Origin of the sequence: Streptomyces sp. NPDC020422 (genome assembly GCF_044386705.1) — a bacterium.
Lineage (GTDB): Bacteria > Actinomycetota > Actinomycetes > Streptomycetales > Streptomycetaceae > Streptomyces.
On record NZ_JBIRVJ010000004.1, the window covers coordinates 1 to 20,575 of the forward strand.

A 20,575-nucleotide genomic window follows, 5' to 3' on the forward strand; every position below is an offset into this window, starting at 1 on the left:
CGGGGTATCAACTAATCTGGCGTTGATTTTTGGCACGCTGTTGAGTTCTCAAGGTGCGGACGCTTCCTTTGTACTTACCCTCTCGGGCTTTCCTCTGGGCGCTTCCTTCGTTCTTGCGTTTCCGACTCTATCAGATCCTTTCGGGCCTGATTCCCAGTCGGCGGGATTTTGTCTTCCGGGCTGTTGGGCCGTTCCGACGTCTCAAACTCTAGCGGATTTTCCCGGCGACTCATAATCGAGTCTTTCGAAATGAATTTCGGCATGCCGAAATTCGTCCCGGTTGGGAGATCGTGCGGAGTTGAGGTGCCGCTCTCGCGGCGGGATGGCTGTCGAGGAACCGTTCCGGCTCCGTGACAACTCGGAGAACACTACGCGTCCCGGAGAGGCGTGTCAAACATCGGCCGGGGGGCCCGCGGCGGTCAGGGTCAGTCGAGGTCCGTCAGGCGGCCGCCGGCGTCCGGCTGGGTCAGTTCCACGCGGCGGAGCAGGCGGATCAGCATCTCGCCGAGGGCGCCGCGCTCCTCCGTCGACAGGTCCTGGAGGAGCTCCTCCTCGAAGTCCGTCGCCATGCGCATCGCCTCGAGCCACTTCTGGCGGCCCTCGTCGGTGAGCTCCACGATCACGCGCACCCGGTTGTTCTCGTCGCGGTCGCGGGTGACCAGGCCCTCGCCCGCCATGCGGTCGATGCGGTGGGTCATCGCGGCCGGGGTGAGGCCGAGGCGCTTGGCGAGCTCGCCGGGGCCCAGCCGGTAGGGGGCGCCGGAGAGGACGAGGGTCTTGAGGACCTCCCACTCCGCGTTGCTGATGCCGAGGTCGGCGACCTGGCGGCCGTACGCCACGTTCATCCGGCGGTTCAGCCGGCCGAGCGCGGAGACCACCTTCTCGACCTGGGGGTCGAGGTCGCGGAACTCGCGCTGGTAGGCGGCGATCTGCTCGTCGAGGGTCGGCTCCTGCGGAGACTGAGGGCCGGACTGCTCGGGGGTGTCGGACATGCGGCGAGTATCCCACGGGGCTCGTTGGCGTTGAAGTCCTTCCATGTGTATTGTTAAGGATCTAATTTTAGTGTTGAAGTCTTCAGGGTTCAGGCCTACAGGGATGAACCCGCGACCGAAGTGGGTGAGTGTGACCAAGGCGATGGGCGCCGCGATGCGCCGGATTCAGGCAGGTAGCGCGCTGAGCGCGTTCGGACTCGGCTTCACCGTGCCGTACCTCTATGTGTACGTGGCGCAGGTGCGGGATCTGGGCGCGACCACGGCGGGTGTCGTGCTGGCCGTCTTCGCCATGGCCGCCCTCGTGGTCCTCCCCTTCAGCGGTCGCGCCATCGACCGGCGCGGGCCCGTGCCCGTCCTGCTCGTGGCCTCGGTGCTGGCCGCGCTCGGCGCGCTCGGGATGGGGTTCGCCTCGTCCGTCCCCGCGGCCGTGGGGGCCGCCGCGCTGCTCGGTGCCGGTACGGCCGTGATGCAGCCGGCACTGGCGACGATGATCGTCTGGTGCTCGACGCCCGAGACGCGGACCCGCTCCTTCGCCATGCAGTTCTTCCTGCAGAACCTCGGTCTGGGCGTCGGCGGTCTGATCGGCGGCCAGCTGGTCGACGAGAGCCGGCCCGGCAGCTTCCTGCTGCTGTTCTCGATCGAGTCGGCGATGTTCCTGGTCCTCGGCGCCATCGTGCTGACCGTGCGGATGCCGGGTTCCCCCGCGCTCCAGGGCGCGCGGCCGGCCGCCGAGAAGGGCGGCGGGGTCCGGGCGCTGCTCGGGCACAAGGCGATGGTGCAGCTGTGCGTGCTGGGCTTCGTGCTCTTCTTCGCCTGCTACGGACAGTTCGAGTCGGGTCTCGCGGCCTACGGCACCGAGGCCGCCGGCATCGCCCCGTCGACGCTGGGCATCGCGCTGGCCGCCAACACGGCCGTCATCGTGGCCGCCCAGTTCCTGGTGCTGAAGTTCGTCGAGCGCCGCAAGCGGACCCGGGTCATCGCGGCCGTCGGTCTGATCTGGACCGTGGCGTGGATCATCGCCGGGTACGCGGGGCTCGGGCACGGCAGCCAGGCGATGGCGACCGCGGCGTTCATCTCCACGTACGCCCTGTTCGGGCTCGGCGAGGCGATGCTGTCGCCGACCGTGGCGCCCCTGGTGGCCGATCTGGCGCCGGAGTCGATGGTCGGGACGTACAACTCGGCCTTCGCCCTGGTGAAGCAGCTCGCGCTGGCGGTCGGTCCGGCCGTGGGCGGGCCGATGGGGGCCTCGCTGCACGGTCCGTACATCGTGACCTTCGTGCTGTTCTCGCTGGGGATCACCGTCCTCGCGGTCCGGCTCGGCAAGCGGCTCACGCCGGTGCAGAACCAGCCGTCGCTCGCGGCGAAGCCCTCGCGGGTGGTGGCACAGCACCAGCCCGCGAAGGAGACCGCGGCCGTCTGATCCCTCCCACGGCATCAGTCGGGCCGGGTCGGGTTCAGTCCGGCAGGGCGAACTCGCACCAGACCGCTTTGCCGCCGCCCGGTGTGCGGCGGCTTCCCCAGGACGAGGCGATCGTCGCGATGATGGAGATCCCGCGACCCGCCTCGTCCTCCGTTTCCGCCCGGCGCCGGCGCGGCAGGTGGTCGTCGCCGTCCGTCACCTCGACGATCAGGCGGCGGTCGGTGCGGCGCAGCCGCAGGCGCATGGGCGGGGTGCCGTGCTGGAGGGAGTTCGCCACCAGCTCGCTGGTGGCGAGGACGCCGAGGTCGCACAGCTCCACCGGGAAGCGCCAGCTGGCGAGCACGCCGGAGGCGAAGGCACGCGCGCGCGGCGCGGCCTCCACACCGCCGAGGAGCTCCAGGGCCGCGTTGTGGAAGAGCTCGGCGGCGGGTCCCTTGCGCGCGGGGTGCTGGACGACGAGGACGGCGACGTCGTCGTCGTGCTCCGCGGTGACGCCCAGGGAGCGCAGCAGCCGGTCGCAGACGACCTGCGGGGTGCCGGTGGCACCGGAGAGGGCGCGCTCCAGGGCGGCGACGCCCTCGTCGATGTCCTCGCGGCGGCGTTCGACCAGGCCGTCGGTGTAGAGGACGGCGGTGGAGCCGGGCGGCAGGGCGATGGTGCCGGAGGTGTGGAGCCAGCCGCCGGTGCCGAGCGGGGGGCCGGTGGGGTCCTCGGCGCGGCGGACGGTGCCGTCCTCGTCGCGGACGAGGATCGGCAGGTGGCCCGCGGAGGCGTACACCAGCTTGCCCTCGTTGGGGTCGTGGACCGCGTAGACGCAGGTGGCGATCTGGCTGGCGTCGATCTCGGCGGCGAGGCCGTCGAGGAGCTGGAGCACCTCGTGCGGGGGCAGGTCGAGGCGGGCGTAGGCGCGGACGGCGGTGCGCAGCTGGCCCATGACGGCGGCGGCGCGCACGCCGCGGCCCATGACGTCGCCGATGACGAGTGCGGTGCGGCCGGCGCCGAGGGTGATGACGTCGTACCAGTCGCCGCCGACGGCGGCGTCGGCGACGCCGGGCTGGTAGGTGGCGGCGATGCGCAGGTCGTCGGGCTGCTCCAGCTCCTGCGGGAGCAGGGAGCGCTGGAGGGTGACGGCGGTCTCGCGGTGGCGGCGCTCGCTGGCCCGGAGCCGTTCGGCGGCCTCGGCGTGGTCGGTGACGTCGGCGGCGTGGACGAGGACGCCGCCGTCGGGGAGCCGGGGGCTTTCGACGGGCAGGCAGGTGACGGTGTAGGAGCCGCCGTCGTGGGTGCGGCGGGACTTGACCGTGCGGGGCTTGCCGCTGCGCAGGACCTGGTCCATGAGGGGGAGCAGGCCGAGCTCCTCCGCCTCGGGGCAGGTGTCGGCGACGGTGGCCCCGGCGGGGCGGGGGCCGAAGGCGGCGGCGTACGCGTCGTTGACGTACGCGATGCGGTGCTCCGGGCCGTACACGAGCGCGACCAGGCCGGGGAGGCGGCCGATCAGCTCCCGCACGGTGAAGTCCTCGAGGGCGGGGACGTCGGTGTCGGTGCCGTGGGCGGTGGGCTCGGCGGCGTCGGAAGCGTCTGCGGCGGGATGCTCCATCTGCTGCCCGTACTCACCGCGGGCCGCGGGCACGGAGCCTTCGGTCCCCCGCGCCGCGCGGCGCTGCGTGCCGGGGAGCCGGGCGCTCCAACGGGTGAAGTTCACGGATGTGTATGCCTCGTGGTGTCGTTGCCGTGCAGAGTCACTCTGTGCAGGTGTGAGCCCACCTATGGTCACACGTCCAGTGTGGACGAGTGCACTGACAGTGATGTCAGCCCGAGGACTCGTCCTCGCCGGAAGGCTTGGGCACGGGTGGGGGTGCGGCGGCGAGTTCGAATTCGGCGCGCGGGTGTTCCAGCGAGCCGAGGGAGACGATCTCGCGTTTGAAGAGGCCGGAGAGGGTCCATTCGGCCAGGACGCGGGCCTTGCGGTTGAAGGTGGGGACCCGGCTGAGATGGTAGGCGCGGTGCATGAACCAGGCCGGGTAGCCCTTGAGCTTGCGCCCGTAGACGTGGGCGACTCCCTTGTGGAGGCCCAGCGAGGCCACGGAGCCGGCGTATTTGTGTGCGTATTCCTTGAGCGGTTCCCCGCGCAGGGAGGCGGCGATGTTCTCCGCGAGCACCTTGGTCTGGCGGACGGCGTGCTGGGCGTTGGGCGCGCATGCGCGGCCGGGCTCCTCGGCGGTGAGGTCGGGGACGGCGGCGGCGTCGCCGGCGGCCCAGGCGTGTTCGACGCCGTCGACGGTGAGCCGCGCGGTGCAGACGAGCCGGCCGCGTTCGTCGCGGGGCAGGTCGGTGGCGGCGAGCAGCGGCGCGGGTTTGACGCCCGCGGTCCACACGACGGTACGGGTGGGCAGGCGGGTGCCGTCGCTGAGGACGGCGACGCGGTTCTCGCAGGAGTCGAGGCGGGTGCCCAGGCGGATGTCGATGTTGCGGCCGCGCAGCTCGCGTACGGCGTAGCGGCCCATCTCCTCGCCGACCTCGGGCAGGATCCGGTCGGAGGCCTCGACGAGCACCCAGCGCAGGTCCTCGGGCTTGAGGTTGTGGTAGTACCGCGCGGTGTAGCGGGCCATGTCCTCGAGTTCGGCGAGGGCCTCCACGCCCGCGTAGCCGCCGCCGACGAAGACGAAGGTCAGGGCGGCGTCGCGGATGGCGGGGTCGCGGGTGGAGGAGGCGATGTCCATCTGTTCGATGACGTGGTTGCGCAGGCCGATGGCCTCCTCGACGGTCTTGAAGCCGATGGCGTGGTCGGCCAGGCCGGGGACCGGGAGGGTGCGGGAGATCGAGCCGGGGGCGATGACGAGTTCGTCGTAGCGGAGCTGCACGTTCCCCGCGCCCTCCTCCTCAGTGGCGAGGGTGGAGAGGGTCGCGGTGCGCTTGGCGTGGTCGACGGAGTGGACCTCGCCGATGATGATCCGGCAGCCGTCCAGGACCCGGCGGAGCGGGACGACGACGTGGCGCGGGGAGATGGAGCCCGCGGCGGCCTCGGGGAGGAACGGCTGGTAGGTCATGTACGGCTCGGGCGTGACCACGACGATCTCGACGGCGCGGCTTCTGAGCTCGGCCTTGAGCTGCCGCTGGAGGCGCAGCGCGGTGTACATCCCGACGTAGCCACCGCCGACAACGAGAATGCGCACAGGTTCGGTCACTGTCCCATGACGCAACGCCGTCCGGGGTTTGTCCACAGGCCCGGCAAATTGTGTGACCGGAGCGGGGCGGAGGCGTGGGGTGGCGAAAGGGCGGTACGGGTGGTGAAGTCCGCAGGTCAGGGTGGGGGCGGCCGAGTGGCCGTGGGGTCGGAATCGGGAGGGTTCCGGTCCTTGCTCCGATCGGGGGGCGCACCGTACGGAACTGCCCCTTCTGAATTGACCCGGACTCAACTATGTTCGTACTTCGTCGGAGTGTCGGATCGCCGTGCGTGGACCATGAACGCGGTGGGGTCGGAGCTCCGTGTCAGGGCGGGGAGTCTCCGGGGGGAGACATCATGAGCGGGGGAACGCTTATGCAGATTCAGGATTCGTATGGGCAGCTCCGTACGGCGCAGGCCGCGCCGAACGGGCGCTCGGCGCCGCTCCGGGTGGACGCGCAGCGCAATCTGGAGCACGTGCTGCGCGCAGCGCGCGAGGTGTTCGGCGAGCTGGGCTACGGGGCTCCGATGGAGGACGTGGCGCGCCGCGCCCGGGTCGGTGTCGGCACGGTCTACCGCCGCTTCCCCAGCAAGGACGTGCTGGTCCGGCGGATAGCCGAGGAGGAGACCGCGCGGCTGACGGAGCAGGCGCGGACCGCCCTCGGCCAGGAGGACGAGCCCTGGTCGGCGCTCTCCCGGTTCCTGCGCACCTCGGTCGCCTCCGGCGCCGGGCGGCTGCTGCCGCCTCAGGTGCTGCGGGTGGGCGTGGACGAGGTGCTGCTGCCGGCGGGCGTGGCCGAGGACGCGGCGCGGGTTCCGCAGCAGCGCGTCTCCGTCGCGCCCGTCTCGAACGGGTACGGGGAGCTGGGCGAGCAGCGGGTGGTCGCGCCGCGCGCGGTGCCGGCGGCCGAGCAGGACGACGCCGGGGCCGCGGAGCTCCTGGAGGTCGTGGGCCGGCTGGTGGACCGGGCGCGTGAGGCGGGCGAGCTGCGCCCGGACGTGACCGTGTCCGACGTGCTGCTGGTGATAGCCACGGCCGCACCCGCGCTGCCGGACGCGGTGCAGCAGGCGGCGGCCTCGTCCCGCCTGCTCGACATCCTTCTCGAGGGTCTGCGCTCGCGGTAGTGCGGTGATCGCGCCGCGATTCCGCGGAGGCTGGTCGATCCGCCTTCGCGGACGGCGCGGGTTCGAGTCGAACACCGGGGTGACGGGACGGCGGTCCAGGTGGCCGTCGCCCCTCACACGAACGGATGAGCGGTTACGCCCGGACGCGGGAAGTCGCCCCGGACGAGTGGTAAGTGGACGCGGGGGTTCGGCATGCCCGCGCTCTGTGGCAGGCTTGGCCGGTGTTCGGGTCCGAGCGTGCATACGGGGGCTTCCGCGATGAGCGGTGACAGTCGGGACGAGACGCTGGGCGCCGGTGACACCACGGAGACCGGGGGCCTGTCCTCCGCTCAGGTGCCCAGCCAGGGCGGGCCGATCGGTTCCGGCGCCGGCTCCGCCGGATCGGGTGCCGGGTCCGCTCCCGGGAGGAGCGTGCCGCAGCAGCGCGAGGGCGGGACCCCCGTGCCGGCCGCGCCCGAGGAGCACGAAGGCGTGCTGCCGCCGCCGCTCGACCTGCCGCCCTCCGACGCCGACCTCGTCCAGCTGATGCGGGGCGGCGACGACAGCGCCTACGAGGAGCTGTTCCGGCGCCACTCCGACGCCGTCCGCCGCTATGCCAGGACCTGCTGCCGGGACGCCCACACCGCCGACGACCTGACCGCCGAGGTCTTCGCCCGCACCCTCCAGGCGGTACGCGGCGGGGCCGGGCCCGAACAGGCCGTGCGTGCCTATCTGCTCACCACCGTCCGCAGGGTCGCGGCGACCTGGACCAAGACGCAGAAGCGCGAGCAGCTGGTCGAGGACTTCGCGGTGTTCGCCGACGAGGCCGCCCGCAGCGCCGAGGTCTCCGACCAGTCCTCGACGTTCGGAGCGGGCCTGGACCTCGGCGCCGATGTGCTCGCGATGCACGAGGCCGAACAGTCCCTGGCCATGCAGGCGTTCCGGTCGCTGCCCGAGCGCTGGCAGGCCGTGCTGTGGCACACCACCGTCGAGGAGGAGTCGCCCAGCGACGTCGCCCCGCTGTTCGGACTGACCGCCAACGCCACCGCGGTGCTCGCCAGCCGGGCCCGCGAGGGGCTGAAGCAGGCCTATCTCCAGGCGCACGTCAGCCAGTCGCTCACCGCGGGCGGCGACTGCGCCCGCTATGCCGACCGGCTCGGCGCGTTCGCGCGCGGCGGTCTGCGGATGCGGGCCGAGCGGGGGCTGCGCAAGCACCTCGACGAGTGCGCCAAGTGCCGGCTCGCCGCCGGTGAGCTGGCCCATGTGAACGCCGGCATCCCCGCGGTGCTGCCGATCGCCGTCATCGGCTGGTTCGCCGCCGGGTACTCGCTCAAGGCCGCCGGTGTCGTCGCCGGCGGCGCGGCGGGCGTGGGCGCGGCCGGTGCCGCGGCGGCCGCCACCGGCTCGGGCGCCGCCGCCACCGGGTCGGCCGGGGCCTCGTCCGCGGCCGCGGAGGGCCTGGGCATCCCCGCGAAGGCGGGCATCGCCGCGGTCGCCGCCGTCGCCGCGACCGCCGGCCTGGTCTGGGCGCTGACCGGCGCCGAGCCGGAGCCGGTCGCCCAGCCCGCCGTCACGCCGACGGTCGCCTCCCCCGTCGCCACGGTGCCGCCCGCCCCGAAGCCGACGCCCAAGCCGACGCCGCCGCCCGTGCAGGCCCCGCCCGCCCCAGCGCCGCCTCCCACGCCGAAGCCGACGCCCTCGAAGACGCCGCCGGCGAAGCCGAGCCCCCGGCCCACGCCCACCCGGACGCCGAAGCCGACGCCCCCGCGGCCCACCCCGTCGAAGGCCACGGTCAAGCCGACTCCGCCGCCCGCGCCGCCGGCCGTCTACCAGCTCAACCGGCTGGAGTACGGGGTCTTCGGCGACGGCACCAAGCCTGAGGTGAACCTCGGCGAGAGCAGCTGGATGTGGCAGCGCTCCCGGCTCTCCATGGAGGGCACCCGCTACGCCCACGGTGTGAGCGTGCACGCCCCGTCCTCTCTGCTGATCGACCTCAACCGGCAGTGCACCAGCTACGACGCGGTCGTCGGCATCGACGACATCACCGTCCCGCTCGGTGTCGGCGGCGTCCGCTTCTCGGTCTTCGGCGACGGCGAACGCCTGTGGCGCTCCGATGTGATCCGCCCCGGCGACGCGCCGGTCCCGGTCCACGTGGGCATCTCCGGGCGGCGCCAGATCCGCCTGGTCGTCGAGGAGCACACGCCGTTCGGCCGGGCGGCGGTCGCGGACTGGGCCCAGTCGCAGTTCACCTGCTCGTGAGACCGGGTGGCCCACGAGGGCACCGAGGCGGGCGCTCCCCGACTCAGGCGCCGGCCGCCCTCGACTGCGGCTCGGCGTGCTTCGACTCTGCCGGCGCCGGCTCGCCGGGCTCGGGCTCTCCCGGCTCCGGGTCGCCCGGCTCCGTTCCGTACGGCTCCGCCAGGGTCAGGACCTCGTCGAGGGTGAGGCCGCGGCCCTCGGCGCGGGCGGCGGCGCACGCCTCCTCGCCGAGTTCGGCGCGGGCCCGGGTCATGACGGCCTCGGTCTCGCGCAGCTCCGCTATCCCGCGCGGCGCCTCCGTCCGCCAGCCGTCGCCGGCGCCCAGGACGCGTACCGCGACGCCCGGTTCGCCGGCCAGGGCCAGGGCGGTGGCCAGGCCCTCGGCGAGATTGGCCGTGATGAACTCGGCGCACTGCCCGTCCCGGGCCGTGCGCAGGGCCGCGACAGCGGAGCCGACCGCGGCCCTGCCGCCGCCCTCGTGGGCCTCGATGCGGGCGGCCAGCCCGTACACGACCGCCAGGAAGTGCGGCGGCGGGTTGCTCGTGGAGACCAGGGCGCCGGCCGTCTCCACATGGCGGCGGGCGGCCGGCACATCGCCCTCGAACAGGGCGATGTAGGCCCGTAGGAAGCCGACGTACGTCCGGGTGTCGCCCACGTGGAGGCGCTCGGCCTCGGCCTCCGCCGCGTCGAGGCCCTTGACCGCGGCCGCCGGGTCGCCCTCGCGGAAGTCGAGCTCGGCGAGCCGGGCGAGCAGGAACGGCGCCTCGGCGTGGGCGCCGACCTCGCGGGCCAGACCCAGCGCCTCCAGATACGCCTCGCGGGCCTGCGCGTACCGGCCCCGCATGATGTTGGCCTCGCCGGCGGCGCTGGCCACCTGGGCGCGCATCCAGCGGTCGCCGACCCTGCGGGAGAGGACGCGCAGCTCGGCGAGGTCCCTGTCGACCTCCGCCATCCCGCCGGGCATGTCGACGGCCATGTGGGTGCGGAACATCAGGCTGACGCCGATGTCCCACTCGCCGCCGTGACGCCGGGCGTTGGCGACGGAGGTGTCCAGGAGGGTGCGGACGTCGGCCGGCTCGTGCGTGAGGTACGCCGTGAACGGCCAGAGGATCCCGGGGAAGCGCGCGGACTCGGGACCGGGGTCGGTCGCGAACGCGGCCCGCACACGGGCGACGACGGCGGCGAGCTCCGGGTCGTCGCGGTAGGCGGCGATGGTCTGGTTCTCCACGGCGAGGAAGAAGTGCAGCAGGCGCAGCCGCATCCGGGGCCAGAAGCGGGGGTCCGCGCGGTCCTCGGGGTCCTCGCCGAGCGCGAGCGCGCGCTCGACCCAGCCGAGGCCCTCCGGGCGGTAGTTGCGCAGCCACCAGAACCAGCCCATCGCGAAGACCAGCCGGTGGGCGGCGGCCTCGTCGGGGGAGGTGAGGGTGGTGCGGTGCAGGGCCGCGCGGATGTTGTCGAGGTCGCGCTCGACACGGGCGATCCAGGGCAGCTGCTCGCCGGACCGGAGCAGGGGTTCGGCGGTCTCGACGAGGGCGGTGAAGTGGGCGGTGTGCGCGGCCTCGGCGGCGGCGCGCAGCTCCGGGGTCTCGGCGGCGCGCTCGACCGCGTACTCGTGGATGGTCTCCAGGAGGCGGTAGCGCATCTCGCCGTCGTCGGTGGGGGTGGCGACGACGAGGGACTTCTCGACGAGGGCGCCGAGGACGCCGAGGGTGTCGGCCGCCGTGTCCTGGTGCAGCGCCTCGGCGGCGGCCAGGTCCCAGCCGCCGGCGAAGACCGAGGCCTGGCGCAGCAGGGCGCGCTCCTGGGCGTCGAGGAGCTCCCAGGACCAGTCGACGACGGCCCTCAGGGTCTGCTGGCGGGGCAGGACGGTGCGGGAGCCGGAGGTGAGGAGGAGGAAGCGGTCGTCGAGGCGGTCGGCGATCTGCCGCGGGGTGAGCAGCCGCAGCCGGGCGGCGGCCAGCTCGATGGCGAGGGGGAGGCCGTCGAGGCGGCGGCAGATCTCGTCGACGGCCGCCAGGTCGTCCTCCACGCGGAAGGCGGGCCGCACCGCGCGGGCCCGTTCGGCGAAGAGCCGGTGGGCCGGGTCCGGCGGGAGCGGCTCGACCGGGCGGACCGCCTCGCCGGGGACGCCGAGCGGTTCGCGGCTGGTGGCGAGGATGCGCAGCTCGGGGCAGTGGGTGAGGAGGGTCTCGGCGAGGGCGGCGGCGGCGCCGATGACGTGCTCGCAGTTGTCGAGGACGAGGAGCAGGGGGCGGTGGGCCAGGTGCTCGACCAGGTGGGCGGTGGGGTCGTCCTGGAGGGGCTGGCCGTCGCGGGTGATCAGGTTGGTCTCGCGCAGGCGGAGGGCGGAGAGGACGGCGCCCGGCACGGCTCCCGGGTCGTCGAGCGGGGCCAGTTCGGCGCTCCACGCGGCGGGGCCGACGGCCTGGAGGGCGGCCTCCTCGGCGAGCCGGGTCTTCCCGGAGCCGCCGGGACCTGTGAGGGTGACGAGCCGGTTGCGGTCGAGGTCGGCGCGGAGGGCGGCGAGCTCGGGCTCGCGGCCGACGAAGGAGGTGAGCCGGGGGCGGATGTTGCCCTGCTCGGCGACGGGGGCGGCGGCCCGCTCCGGCCGTGGGGGCGGGGGCGCGTCCCCGGCGAGGAGCTCCGCGTGCAGGGCGGCGAGCTCGGGGCCGGGGTCGGCGCCGAGGCCTTCGGCGAGCGTGCGGCGGGCGTCCTCGTACGCGTTGAGCGCGTCGGCGGGGCGGCCCTCGGCGCGCAGGGCGCGGATGAGCTGGGCGTGGAAGGTCTCGTCGTACGGATAGGTGGCGGTGAGCTCGGTCAGCTCGGGCACGAGGCCCGTGGTGGCGCCGCGCCGCAGGTCGGCCTCGACGCGCTGCCGGAGCGCGGCGACCCGCTGGGCCTCGGGGCGCACGCCCGCGTGCTCGGGGAGGTCGGCGAGGGCGGGGCCGCGGAAGAGGGCGAGGGCGGTGCGCAGGAGTGCGGCGGCGGACTCCGGGTCGTCGGCGTCGAGCCGGGCGGCCGCGTCGCGCACCAGCCGCTCGAACACGTGGAGGTCGATGTCCTCGGCGTCGGCGACGAGCCGGTATCCCCCGGGGCCCGAGGCGACGGCGTCCCTGCCGAGGACCCGCCGCAGGCGTCCGACGAGCGCCTGCAGCGCGGCGGGGGCGTCGGACGGCGGCTCGTCCCCGTAGACGTCGTCGACGAGCTCCCCGACGGACACGGTCCGCCCGCCGCGCAGCGCGAGCGCGGCGAGCAGCGCCCGCAGCCGGGCACCGCCGAGGGGGAGGGGGGTGCCGTGGGGGTCGAGGGCGTCGGTGGTGCCGAGGATGAGATACCGCACCGGAACATTGTCGCGGCTGGGGATGGCGGACGCCTCGGGGTTTCCCCGGAGAGGGGCGCACGACGGGGCGCCCGCCCTCCCCGGCCGCCGTGGGCCTGCGGCCCAGCCCGTTACGGCCGGCGGCCGTTGTGCCCACCCGCTCCGCCGCGGCGGCGCCCGCCCGCGCAGTCCGCGGGTGGAGGCGGCCCACGCGGGGCGGTGGTGGGGGGCCAGGGTCGCGGGGATCGGCGGGGCGGGGGCGCGGGTCTTACGCCGGTAGGGAGCGGGCCGAGGGGATCAGAGGGCCCGGGACCGCTCGGTGGCGGGGGGCGGCCGTGCCCGTCCAGCAGGAGCCTCGGCGGGACAGCAGGCGACGGAGCCAGAGTTCGGTGGAGATCAGGTCGGCGAGGCCGTCGAGGGGGACCTGCTCGCCGTCGGCGGCGGCGCGCAGGGCGCGGCGGACCACGCGGGCCTCGATCAGGCCCGCGTCCGCGAGGAGCGGGGCCTCAAAGAGGGCGATCAGGTGCGGGAGCGCGGCCCGCAGACCCGCGCGGGTGGTGGCGGCCGGGACCGCCGGGTGGGGGGCGCCCCAGCCGGTCGGGAGGTCGCGGATGCCGGCGCCGGCGAGGACGGTGCGCAGGACCATGGCGCGCGCGTCGGGCTGGACCCGCAGGGATTCGGGAAGCTCGCGGCAGGCCCGTACGACCTGGTTGTCCAGGAACGGGGCGTGCAGGCGCTGGCTGCGGATCTCCGCGGCCTGCTCCAGGACCCGGTGGTCGGCGGCCGCGCGGGCCAGGGCGGCGCGCGCACGGGCCTCGCCGGGCCGCTGGACCGAGGCGGGAAGGGTCGCCGCCCGGGTCAGGCGAACCGATACTTCAGCCAGCGCCTCCCCCGTCAGCCAGCGCGCCGCCGGACCCGGCCGGGACCAGGCGAGGGCGGAGAGGGACGCCTCCAGGGGGCCGTAGGACCCGCCCGGCGCCCGATTGGCCTCCAGGACCCGGGTGGCGGCGGCCTCCAGGCCGGTGCGGTAGGGCGTACGGGCCAGTCGGCGCGCCGCGCGGTACACCTGGAGCGGGACCAGCAGGGCGCCCGCGGAGGGGCCGCTCGCCTTGGCGAGGGCCGTCACCGGGCGGACCAGCGAGCGGCGCCGGCGGTCCATCAGGAGGTCGGCGAGGCGCGCCGGGTGGGCGTCCAGGACCTGCCGGGCGCCGAAGCCGGTGAAGTGGTCGGCGCTGCCCCCCGCGAGCCGCCTGCGGTGCCGGTCGGCCGCCACCAGGGAGGGGCCCGGTTCGTCCGTGAGCGGCCCGTCGAGCTCCGCGTACGGCAGGGCCTCCTCGCCCGCCGCGACGACCACGTGGTGCAGCCGCGGGTTGGCGGCGATCTCCCCCGCGCGGGCGAGCTCCTCCTGGCTGCCCGCGCCGGCGAGGTCGTTGAAGGTGACGGCGAGCAGCCGCTCCCCCGCGCCGGTCCCGTGGCCGAGGACCGTGCCGGGGACGCCCGGCAGCCCGGCCGCGAGCAGGGCGAGGGTTCCCGACGCGCTGCCTCCGGACAGGTCGGCGCCGATCCCCGGGGCGGGCCCGCCGCCACGGGCCGCGCGCCGGTCGGCGGGGCCCATCCCGGGCACGGGCCCCGGGTCGGGCAGCGGCACCTCGGGCGCGTGCCGGGGCGCGGTCAGCCGGGCCCGTACGGCCTCGACCAGCGCGTCCCGGACGCCCTCCACCGCCTGCCGCGGGTCGGCCTCGGGCGCCGCCACGGCGAGGGAGGCGACCGGGTCGTAACCGGTGATCTCGCGCGAGCCCTCGCGCAGGATCAGCGCGTGCCCGGGCGGCACCCGGCGCACCCCTTCGTAGGGCGTGGAGTCGCGCAGCGCCTCGGGGGTCTCGGGGCAGGCCAGCAGGGCGGCGAGGTGTCCGATGTCGAGCTGGGCCTCGGTGAGGTCGGCGAGCGGCAGGGCCGCCGTGCCGTAGGCGGTGCCGCCCGCCCAGGGGGTGTGGAAGACCGGCCGGGCGCCCGCGAGATCACCGGTGACGGTGATGCGGCGGCCGACCTTGACGACGACGGTGTAACCACCCGCCCACGCGGTCAGGTGCCGCAGTGCGCCCCCGCGCGCGGTCAGCAGGCCGCGCCGCAGCTCCTCGTCGCTCGCCGCGCAACAGCCGAGCACCGCGAGGCGGGTGTGCTCGTCGACGCTCACCAGGCGCACCTCGTCGGGGCGCCAGTCGCCGACCGCCCACAGCGGATCGGGATCGCCCCACAGGAGCTGCGCGCCCACCGGTTGCACCGTGCGTCCCTCGGCGGGGTCGCCCACGGTCCCGGCCGAGCCGGGCGGGGCGCCGAACCGCGCGGCGACACTGCTCCAGCCCACCAGCCACCGCATCGCCGCCTCCACATAAGGTCGAGTGGAGGACATGCTGCCATGACAACGGCGCACACGAGGCATCGCACGGCGCGCGAATGCGCCCCTGGCATGGGCCAGTTGGGACCGGCTCCGGAACGGTCCGGCGGGCGGCTGAACGCCGTCCCGACAACCGCCGGACAGACCGCCCGACGAACGCCGAGCACACCGCCGGACGAACGGCGGGCACACCGCCGGACACACCGCCGGGCGAACGCCGGACACACCGCCAGACGAACGGCGGGCACACCGCCAGACAGACCGCCGGGCACACCGCCAGACAGACCGCCGGGCACACCGCCGGACAGCCCCGGGACAACCTCCGACAGACCGGCAGCCAACCGGCGCTTTTCGGCCATTCTCGGCCCGGCACGGATCCCGCGACGGCTCGGAAACGTCCCCTTGGAGGCCCCACGGATCCTGCCGGGGCCCTCGGCAGTCCGGGAGGCGGTCGCCTCCCGGAGCCGTCCGCCGCCCGCGGGGAATGGGGCGGCGGTGTCCCCCAGCCCACCGGACCCGGACAACGGTCCTCGGCCAAGTGGGCCGACCCACGCAGCACTCATGGAAGCGCTCCCCCAAGGGCCCGGCGAGAGCGCACGGCCGGGCGCACGGCCACACGGCGGGAGCACGAGCGGCGCCCGCGAGCGGACCCATCGGACCGTCACACAACAATCTCGCCATACGGAACACCGCCCCTTAACGGTAGGGATGCGGCGAACTACGCTGTGTTTACGAATGCCGCACGCCTATGCCCGGCGTCGTGGCGGCCGTCTGGGTGTCGTGTCGAGGGGTGGCGTCATGTCCAGGGAGCAACGCGGGCCGAACGAAAAGCTCGGCACGGTTCTCGCCCTCGCGGGAATCAGCAATGCCGGGCTCGCCCGGCGCGTCAACGACCTCGGCGCACAGCGTGGTCTGACGCTTCGTTACGACAAGACGTCGGTGGCCCGGTGGGTGTCCAAGGGCATGGTGCCGCAGGGCGCCGCCCCGCACCTGATCGCCGCCGCCATCGGCCAGAAGCTCGGCCGGCCGGTGCCGCTGCACGAGATCGGGCTCGCCGACGCCGACCCCGCTCCCGAGGTCGGCCTCGCCTTCCCGCGCGACGTCGGCGAGGCGGTCCGCTCGGCCACCGAGCTGTACCGGCTGGATCTCGCCGGCCGTCGGGGCGGCGGCGGGATCTGGCAGTCGCTCGCCGGCTCCTTCGCGGTGAGCGCGTACGCGACGCCCGCCTCGCGCTGGCTGATCACCCCCGCCGACCCCTCGGTCGAGCGCCGCGCGGTACGTCCCCCGGCCGCGGGCGAGCCCGGGGACCACGCGCGGGTGGGCCACAGCGACGTCGCGAAGCTGCGCGAGGCCGCCGAGGACGCGCGCCGCTGGGACTCCAAGTACGGCGGCGGGGACTGGCGCTCGTCGATGGTGCCCGAGTGCTTACGCGTGGACGCGGCGCCCCTGCTGCTCGGCTCGTACTCGGACGAGGTGGGGCGCGCCCTGTTCGGCGCGACGGCCGAGCTGACCCGGCTGGCCGGCTGGATGGCCTTCGACACCGGCCAGCAGGAGGCCGCCCAGCGCTACTACATCCAGGCCCTGCGGCTCGCCCGCGCGGCGGCCGACGTGCCCCTCGGGGGATACGTCCTGGCCTCCATGTCGCTCCAGGCGACCTACCGCGGCTTCGCCGACGAGGGCGTCGACCTGGCCCAGGCCGCGCTCGAACGCAACCGGGGCCTCGCCACCGCCCGCACCATGTCCTTCTTCCGCCTCGTCGAGGCCCGCGCGCACGCCAAGGCGAACGACGGGGCGGCCGCGGCCGCCGCGCTCAAGGCCGCGGAGGGCTGGCTGGAGCGCTCCCGCGAGGGGGACGCCGACCCGACGTGGCTGGGCTTCTACTCGTACGACCGGCTCTGCGCCGACGCCGCCGAGTGCTACCGGGACCTGAAGCTGCCCCGCCAGGTGCGGCGCTTCACCGAGCAGGCGCTTTCGCGGCCGACGGAGGAGTACGTCCGCTCGCACGGGCTGCGGCTCGTCGTGTCGGCGGTGGCCGAGCTGGAGTCGGGCAACCTGGACGCGGCCTGCGCCGCCGGCACCCGCGCGGTGGAGGTCGCGGGGCGGATCTCCTCGGCCCGCACCACCGAGTACGTACGGGACCTGCTGACCAGGCTCGAACCGTACGGGGACGAGCCCCGGGTCATGGAGCTCCGGGAACGGGCCCGCCCGCTCCTCGTGGCCCCGGCGTGACGCGTGTCCCAGACGTGAGCGGTTTAGCGGGATTGTCAGTGGGCCAGTGCACTATCAGGGGTGGGAGGTGGCGCTGGTGTCTGTCCGCTATGACTACGACTGTGACGTGCTGGTGATCGGCGGCGGGATCGTCGGTCTGTCGACGGCGTACGCGATCACGCGCGCCGCGCCGGGCACCCGGGTCACCGTCCTGGAGAAGGAGCACGCCCCCGCCCGTCACCAGACCGGGCGCAACAGCGGCGTGATCCACAGCGGCATCTACTACCGGCCGGGCTCCCTCAAGGCCAGGTTCGCGGTCGAGGGCGCGGCCGAGATGGTCAAGTTCTGCGCGGAGTACGGCATCCCCCACGAGGTCACCGGCAAGCTGATCGTCGCCACCGACCGCGAGGAGCTGCCCCGGCTGCACGCGCTGGTCCAGCGCGGCCGGGAGAACGGGATCCCGGTGCGGGAGCTCGGCCCGGCACAGATCAGCGAGCACGAGCCGCGGGTGCGGGGCGTGGCCGCGATCCACGTCGGCACGACCGGCATCGTCGACTACGGGGCGGTGGCGGCGAAGCTCGCCGAGGCGTCCGGGGCGCGGATCCTGTACGGGTCGGCGGTCACGGCGGTCGACCGGCGCCCCTGGGGCGTGGCCGTGCGCACGGCCGCCGGGCGGGTGGTCCGCGGGCGGGTCCTGGTGAACTGCGCGGGGCTGCACTGCGACCGGGTGGCGTGGCTCGCGGGCGACGACCCGGAGATGCGGATCGTCCCCTTCCGTGGGGAGTACTACGAGCTGGCCGACCCCTCGCTGGTGCGCGGACTGGTCTACCCGGTGCCGGACCCGGCCTTCCCCTTCCTCGGGGTCCATCTCACCCGTGGCATCGACGGCGGCGTCCACGTCGGGCCGAACGCGGTCCCGGCCCTCGCCCGCGAGGGCTACGGCTGGTCGGTGGTCCGGCCCCGCGAGCTCGCCGGCACGCTCGCCTGGCCCGGCAGCTGGGCCATCGCCCGGGCCCACTGGCGCTACGGCGCGGGCGAGCTGCACCGGTCGCTGTCCAAGCGCGCCTTCACCGAGGCGGTCCGGCGGATGCTGCCGATCGTGGAGGAGCGGGATCTGCGGCGGGCGGGTGCCGGGGTGCGGGCGCAGGCCGTCCTGAAGGACGGGACGCTGGTGGACGACTTCCTGATCCGGGAGTCGGTCCGGACGGTGCACGTGCTGAACGCGCCTTCGCCCGCGGCGACGGCCTCGCTGCCGATCGGGCGGGAGGTCGCGGGGCGGGCACTGGCGCTGCTGTAGACCGCGCGGCCCGGGACGGGGCGGGCGCCGTGGGAGCGGGAGCCCCGGCGCCGACGGGCGCCCGCCCACGACGGCGGGGCGACGGCCCACGACGGCGGGGCGACTGCCCACGACGGCGGGGCGACTGCCCACGACGGCGGGGCGGGACGCGCCGTAGAATTCGGGCATTGTGTCTGAGCAGCCTGAGAACGCCCCCCACACCTCCCCCGCCGAGCAGCCCGTCGCGCGCCGGGGCAGTCGGATGTTCGCGCCGGGGGAAGGGCCCTCGCCCGATCCGGCGGGAGCGCACTTCGAGCGGCGGATCCGCAGCTTCCAGCCGCGGCGCAGCCGCGTCACCGCGGGGCAGGCCGAGGCCATGCTGAAGCGGTGGCCCGACTGGGGGCTCGACATCGACGGCAAGCGGCAGCTCGATCCGAAGGAGATGTTCGGCGGGCTGCCAGTCGTCCTGGAGATCGGCTTCGGCATGGGCGAGGCCACCGCGCAGATGGCCGCCGCCGACCCCGGCACCGGCATCCTCGCGGTCGACGTCCACACCCCCGGCCAGGGCAACCTGCTCGGTCTCGCCGACCGCAACGGCCTCGAGAACATCCGGGTCGCCAACGGCGACGCGATCATCCTGCTGCGCGAGATGCTCCCGCCCGAGTCCCTGGCCGGCTGCCGGGTCTACTTCCCGGACCCGTGGCCCAAGAAGCGCCACCACAAGCGCCGGCTGATCCAGCCCGAGTTCCTCACCCTGCTCGCACCCCGGCTGGAGCGCGGCGGCCTGCTGCACTGCGCCACGGACTGGGAGCCGTACGCGGAGCAGATGCTGGACGTGCTCACCGCGCACCCCGACTTCGAGAACACCCAGGCCGACGGCGGCTACGCGCCCCGGCCCGGCTACCGGCCGCTGACCCGCTTCGAGGGGCAGGGCCTCGACAAGGGGCACGTCGTCCACGACCTGCTGTTCCGCCGCCGCTGACCCCGCGGGGCGGGGTTTTCCACAGGCTGCGAGAACCCCCTCGCCGCTGTCGGTGCCGCTGGTTAGGGTCGTTGCGTGTCGTCGAACCCGATCGTCGGATCTGCCACCGAGCACGAGCCCGCACCCGCCCTGGCGGTCATCCCCGCGCCCGCACCCGTGCCGGCCCTGGAGACCGACCAGCCGGACTTCACCGCCGTCCCGGAACGGGCGAAGTGGCGGTACAAGCCGCGCCGTGCCTTCTGGCGCAGCAAGCTGCTGCGGGCCATCACGCTGATCACCCTGCTCGCGCTGTGCGCCCTGGCGATCCTGGCCCTGGTCCGGGAGGAGACCGGCACCGAGGGCTTCTTCGTCGGTCTCGGCCTCGCCGTCCTCCCGGTGCCGCTGCTGCTGGCCGCGTTCCGCTGGCTCGACCGGGTCGAGCCGGCCCCCTGGAAGAACCTGCTGTTCGCCCTCGCCTGGGGCGCCTTCGCCTCCACGCTGGTGGCGATCCTCGCCAACTCCTTCGCCGTCGAGTGGATCAGCAGCGCCACGGCCGACCCCGGCTCCGCCGACACCCTCGGGGCGACCGCGGTCGCCCCCGTCGTGGAGGAGACCGCGAAGGGCGCCGCCGTGCTGCTGCTCTTCCTCTTCCGCCGCAGGGACTTCACCGGCCCGGTCGACGGCCTGGTCTACGCCGGGTTCACCGCCACCGGCTTCGCGTTCACCGAGAACATCCTCTATCTGGGCAACGCCTTCGGCGAGGACCAGCAGATCGGCACCGGCGGGCTCGGCTCCATGACCGTCGGGACCTTCCTCGTCCGGATCATCATGTCGCCGTTCGCGCACCCGCTGTTCACCTCGCTGACCGGGCTCGGCTTCGGCTTCGCCGCCCTCCTGCCGGCCGCCGCCCGGCTCCGGCGCACCCGGCTGGTCCTGCTCCCGCTCGGCGGACTGCTGCTCGCCATGGGCATGCACGCCCTGTGGAACGGCTCGGCCAGCTTCCACCCGCTGGCGTTCCTCGCGGTGTACGGGATGTTCATGGTGCCGGTCTTCGGCCTGCTCACCTGGCTCGCGATATGGAGCCGGCAGAAGGAGCTGCGCACCATATCCGGCGAGCTCCCGGCCTATGCGGCGGCCGGCTGGCTGGCGCACGACGAGCCGCTCGCGCTCTCCTCGATGCGGGCCCGGGCGCTGGCCCGCGGCTTCGCCGCCCGGACGTACGGGAAGCCGGGCGCGCAGGCCGTCGGCGAGTACGAGGCGTTCGCGACGACCCTGGCCTTCCTGCGCCACCGGGCCGGGCTCGGCCAGGCGGCCCCGGACTTCGCCGCCCGCGAGCAGGAGCTGCTGCACCACCTGTGGCAGCGCCGACAGCTGGCGTCCCCCGCGCTGACCTACGCGGCCCGCGCCACGGGCCGGGTCTGGGCGCCGCCGCAGTATCTGGACTACGGCGGCTACAACCCGTACCGCAGCTAGCGGAG

General features: G+C 74.6%; 12 protein-coding genes. 7 read left to right on the plus strand and 5 right to left on the minus strand.

Features of this window, described 5'->3' with window-relative positions; genetic code table 11:
- Nucleotides 1-425: 425 nt before the first annotated feature.
- Complete coding sequence (locus tag ACH414_RS10755; RefSeq protein ID WP_398941527.1) at nt 426-992, minus strand: MarR family winged helix-turn-helix transcriptional regulator; 567 nt, start codon at nt 990-992, stop codon at nt 426-428.
- 142 nt (nt 993-1,134) lie between these two features.
- Between ACH414_RS10755 and ACH414_RS10760 the strand changes: the two genes are divergently transcribed.
- Complete coding sequence (locus ACH414_RS10760; RefSeq protein ID WP_382539534.1) at nt 1,135-2,412, plus strand: MFS transporter; 1,278 nt, start codon at nt 1,135-1,137, stop codon at nt 2,410-2,412.
- A gap of 34 nt (nt 2,413-2,446) precedes the next feature.
- On the opposite strand, the gene ACH414_RS10765 is transcribed toward ACH414_RS10760, so the two are convergent.
- Both ACH414_RS10765 and ACH414_RS10770 read right to left on the minus strand, forming a co-directional pair.
- Complete coding sequence (locus ACH414_RS10765; RefSeq protein ID WP_386562837.1) at nt 2,447-4,114, minus strand: SpoIIE family protein phosphatase; 1,668 nt, start codon at nt 4,112-4,114, stop codon at nt 2,447-2,449.
- 106 nt (nt 4,115-4,220) lie between these two features.
- The gene (locus tag ACH414_RS10770; RefSeq protein WP_386562840.1) at nt 4,221-5,597 is read right to left on the minus strand and encodes an NAD(P)/FAD-dependent oxidoreductase; all 1,377 of its coding nucleotides are present in this window, start codon (nt 5,595-5,597) and stop codon (nt 4,221-4,223) included.
- Between the two features lie 353 nt (nt 5,598-5,950).
- Between ACH414_RS10770 and ACH414_RS10775 the strand changes: the two genes are divergently transcribed.
- Together ACH414_RS10775 and ACH414_RS10780 are read left to right on the plus strand one after the other, a co-directional pair.
- A complete protein-coding gene (locus tag ACH414_RS10775; RefSeq protein WP_398941529.1) occupies nt 5,951-6,700 on the plus strand; it encodes a TetR/AcrR family transcriptional regulator in 750 nt (249 codons plus the stop codon).
- Between the two features lie 258 nt (nt 6,701-6,958).
- Entirely contained in the window at nt 6,959-8,938 is a 1,980-nt protein-coding gene (locus ACH414_RS10780) for a sigma-70 family RNA polymerase sigma factor (RefSeq protein WP_398941530.1), read from the plus strand.
- 43 nt (nt 8,939-8,981) lie between these two features.
- Here ACH414_RS10780 and ACH414_RS10785 read toward each other — a convergent pair whose 3' ends face one another.
- Entirely contained in the window at nt 8,982-12,278 is a 3,297-nt protein-coding gene (locus tag ACH414_RS10785; RefSeq protein WP_398941532.1) for an ATP-binding protein, read from the minus strand.
- A 247-nt stretch (nt 12,279-12,525) separates the two neighbouring features.
- On the minus strand, nt 12,526-14,634 hold the full coding sequence (locus ACH414_RS10790; protein WP_391769796.1) for an asparagine synthase-related protein: 2,109 nt from the start codon (nt 14,632-14,634) through the stop codon (nt 12,526-12,528).
- Nucleotides 14,635-15,450: 816 nt separating this feature from the next.
- On the opposite strand from ACH414_RS10790, the gene ACH414_RS10795 reads away from it, so the two are divergent.
- From ACH414_RS10795 to ACH414_RS10810, 4 genes are all read left to right on the plus strand, one after another.
- Nucleotides 15,451-16,881 (plus strand): MFS transporter, encoded by a 1,431-nt coding sequence (locus ACH414_RS10795; RefSeq protein ID WP_386562848.1) that lies wholly within the window; start codon nt 15,451-15,453, stop codon nt 16,879-16,881.
- Between the two features lie 73 nt (nt 16,882-16,954).
- Complete coding sequence (gene lhgO, locus ACH414_RS10800) at nt 16,955-18,157, plus strand: L-2-hydroxyglutarate oxidase (protein WP_382539540.1); 1,203 nt, start codon at nt 16,955-16,957, stop codon at nt 18,155-18,157.
- Nucleotides 18,158-18,398: 241 nt separating this feature from the next.
- On the plus strand, nt 18,399-19,118 hold the full coding sequence (gene trmB, locus ACH414_RS10805; protein ID WP_382539543.1) for a tRNA (guanosine(46)-N7)-methyltransferase TrmB: 720 nt from the start codon (nt 18,399-18,401) through the stop codon (nt 19,116-19,118).
- Nucleotides 19,119-19,247: 129 nt separating this feature from the next.
- Entirely contained in the window at nt 19,248-20,570 is a 1,323-nt protein-coding gene (locus ACH414_RS10810; protein ID WP_382539546.1) for a PrsW family intramembrane metalloprotease, read from the plus strand.
- Nucleotides 20,571-20,575 lie beyond the last annotated feature (5 nt).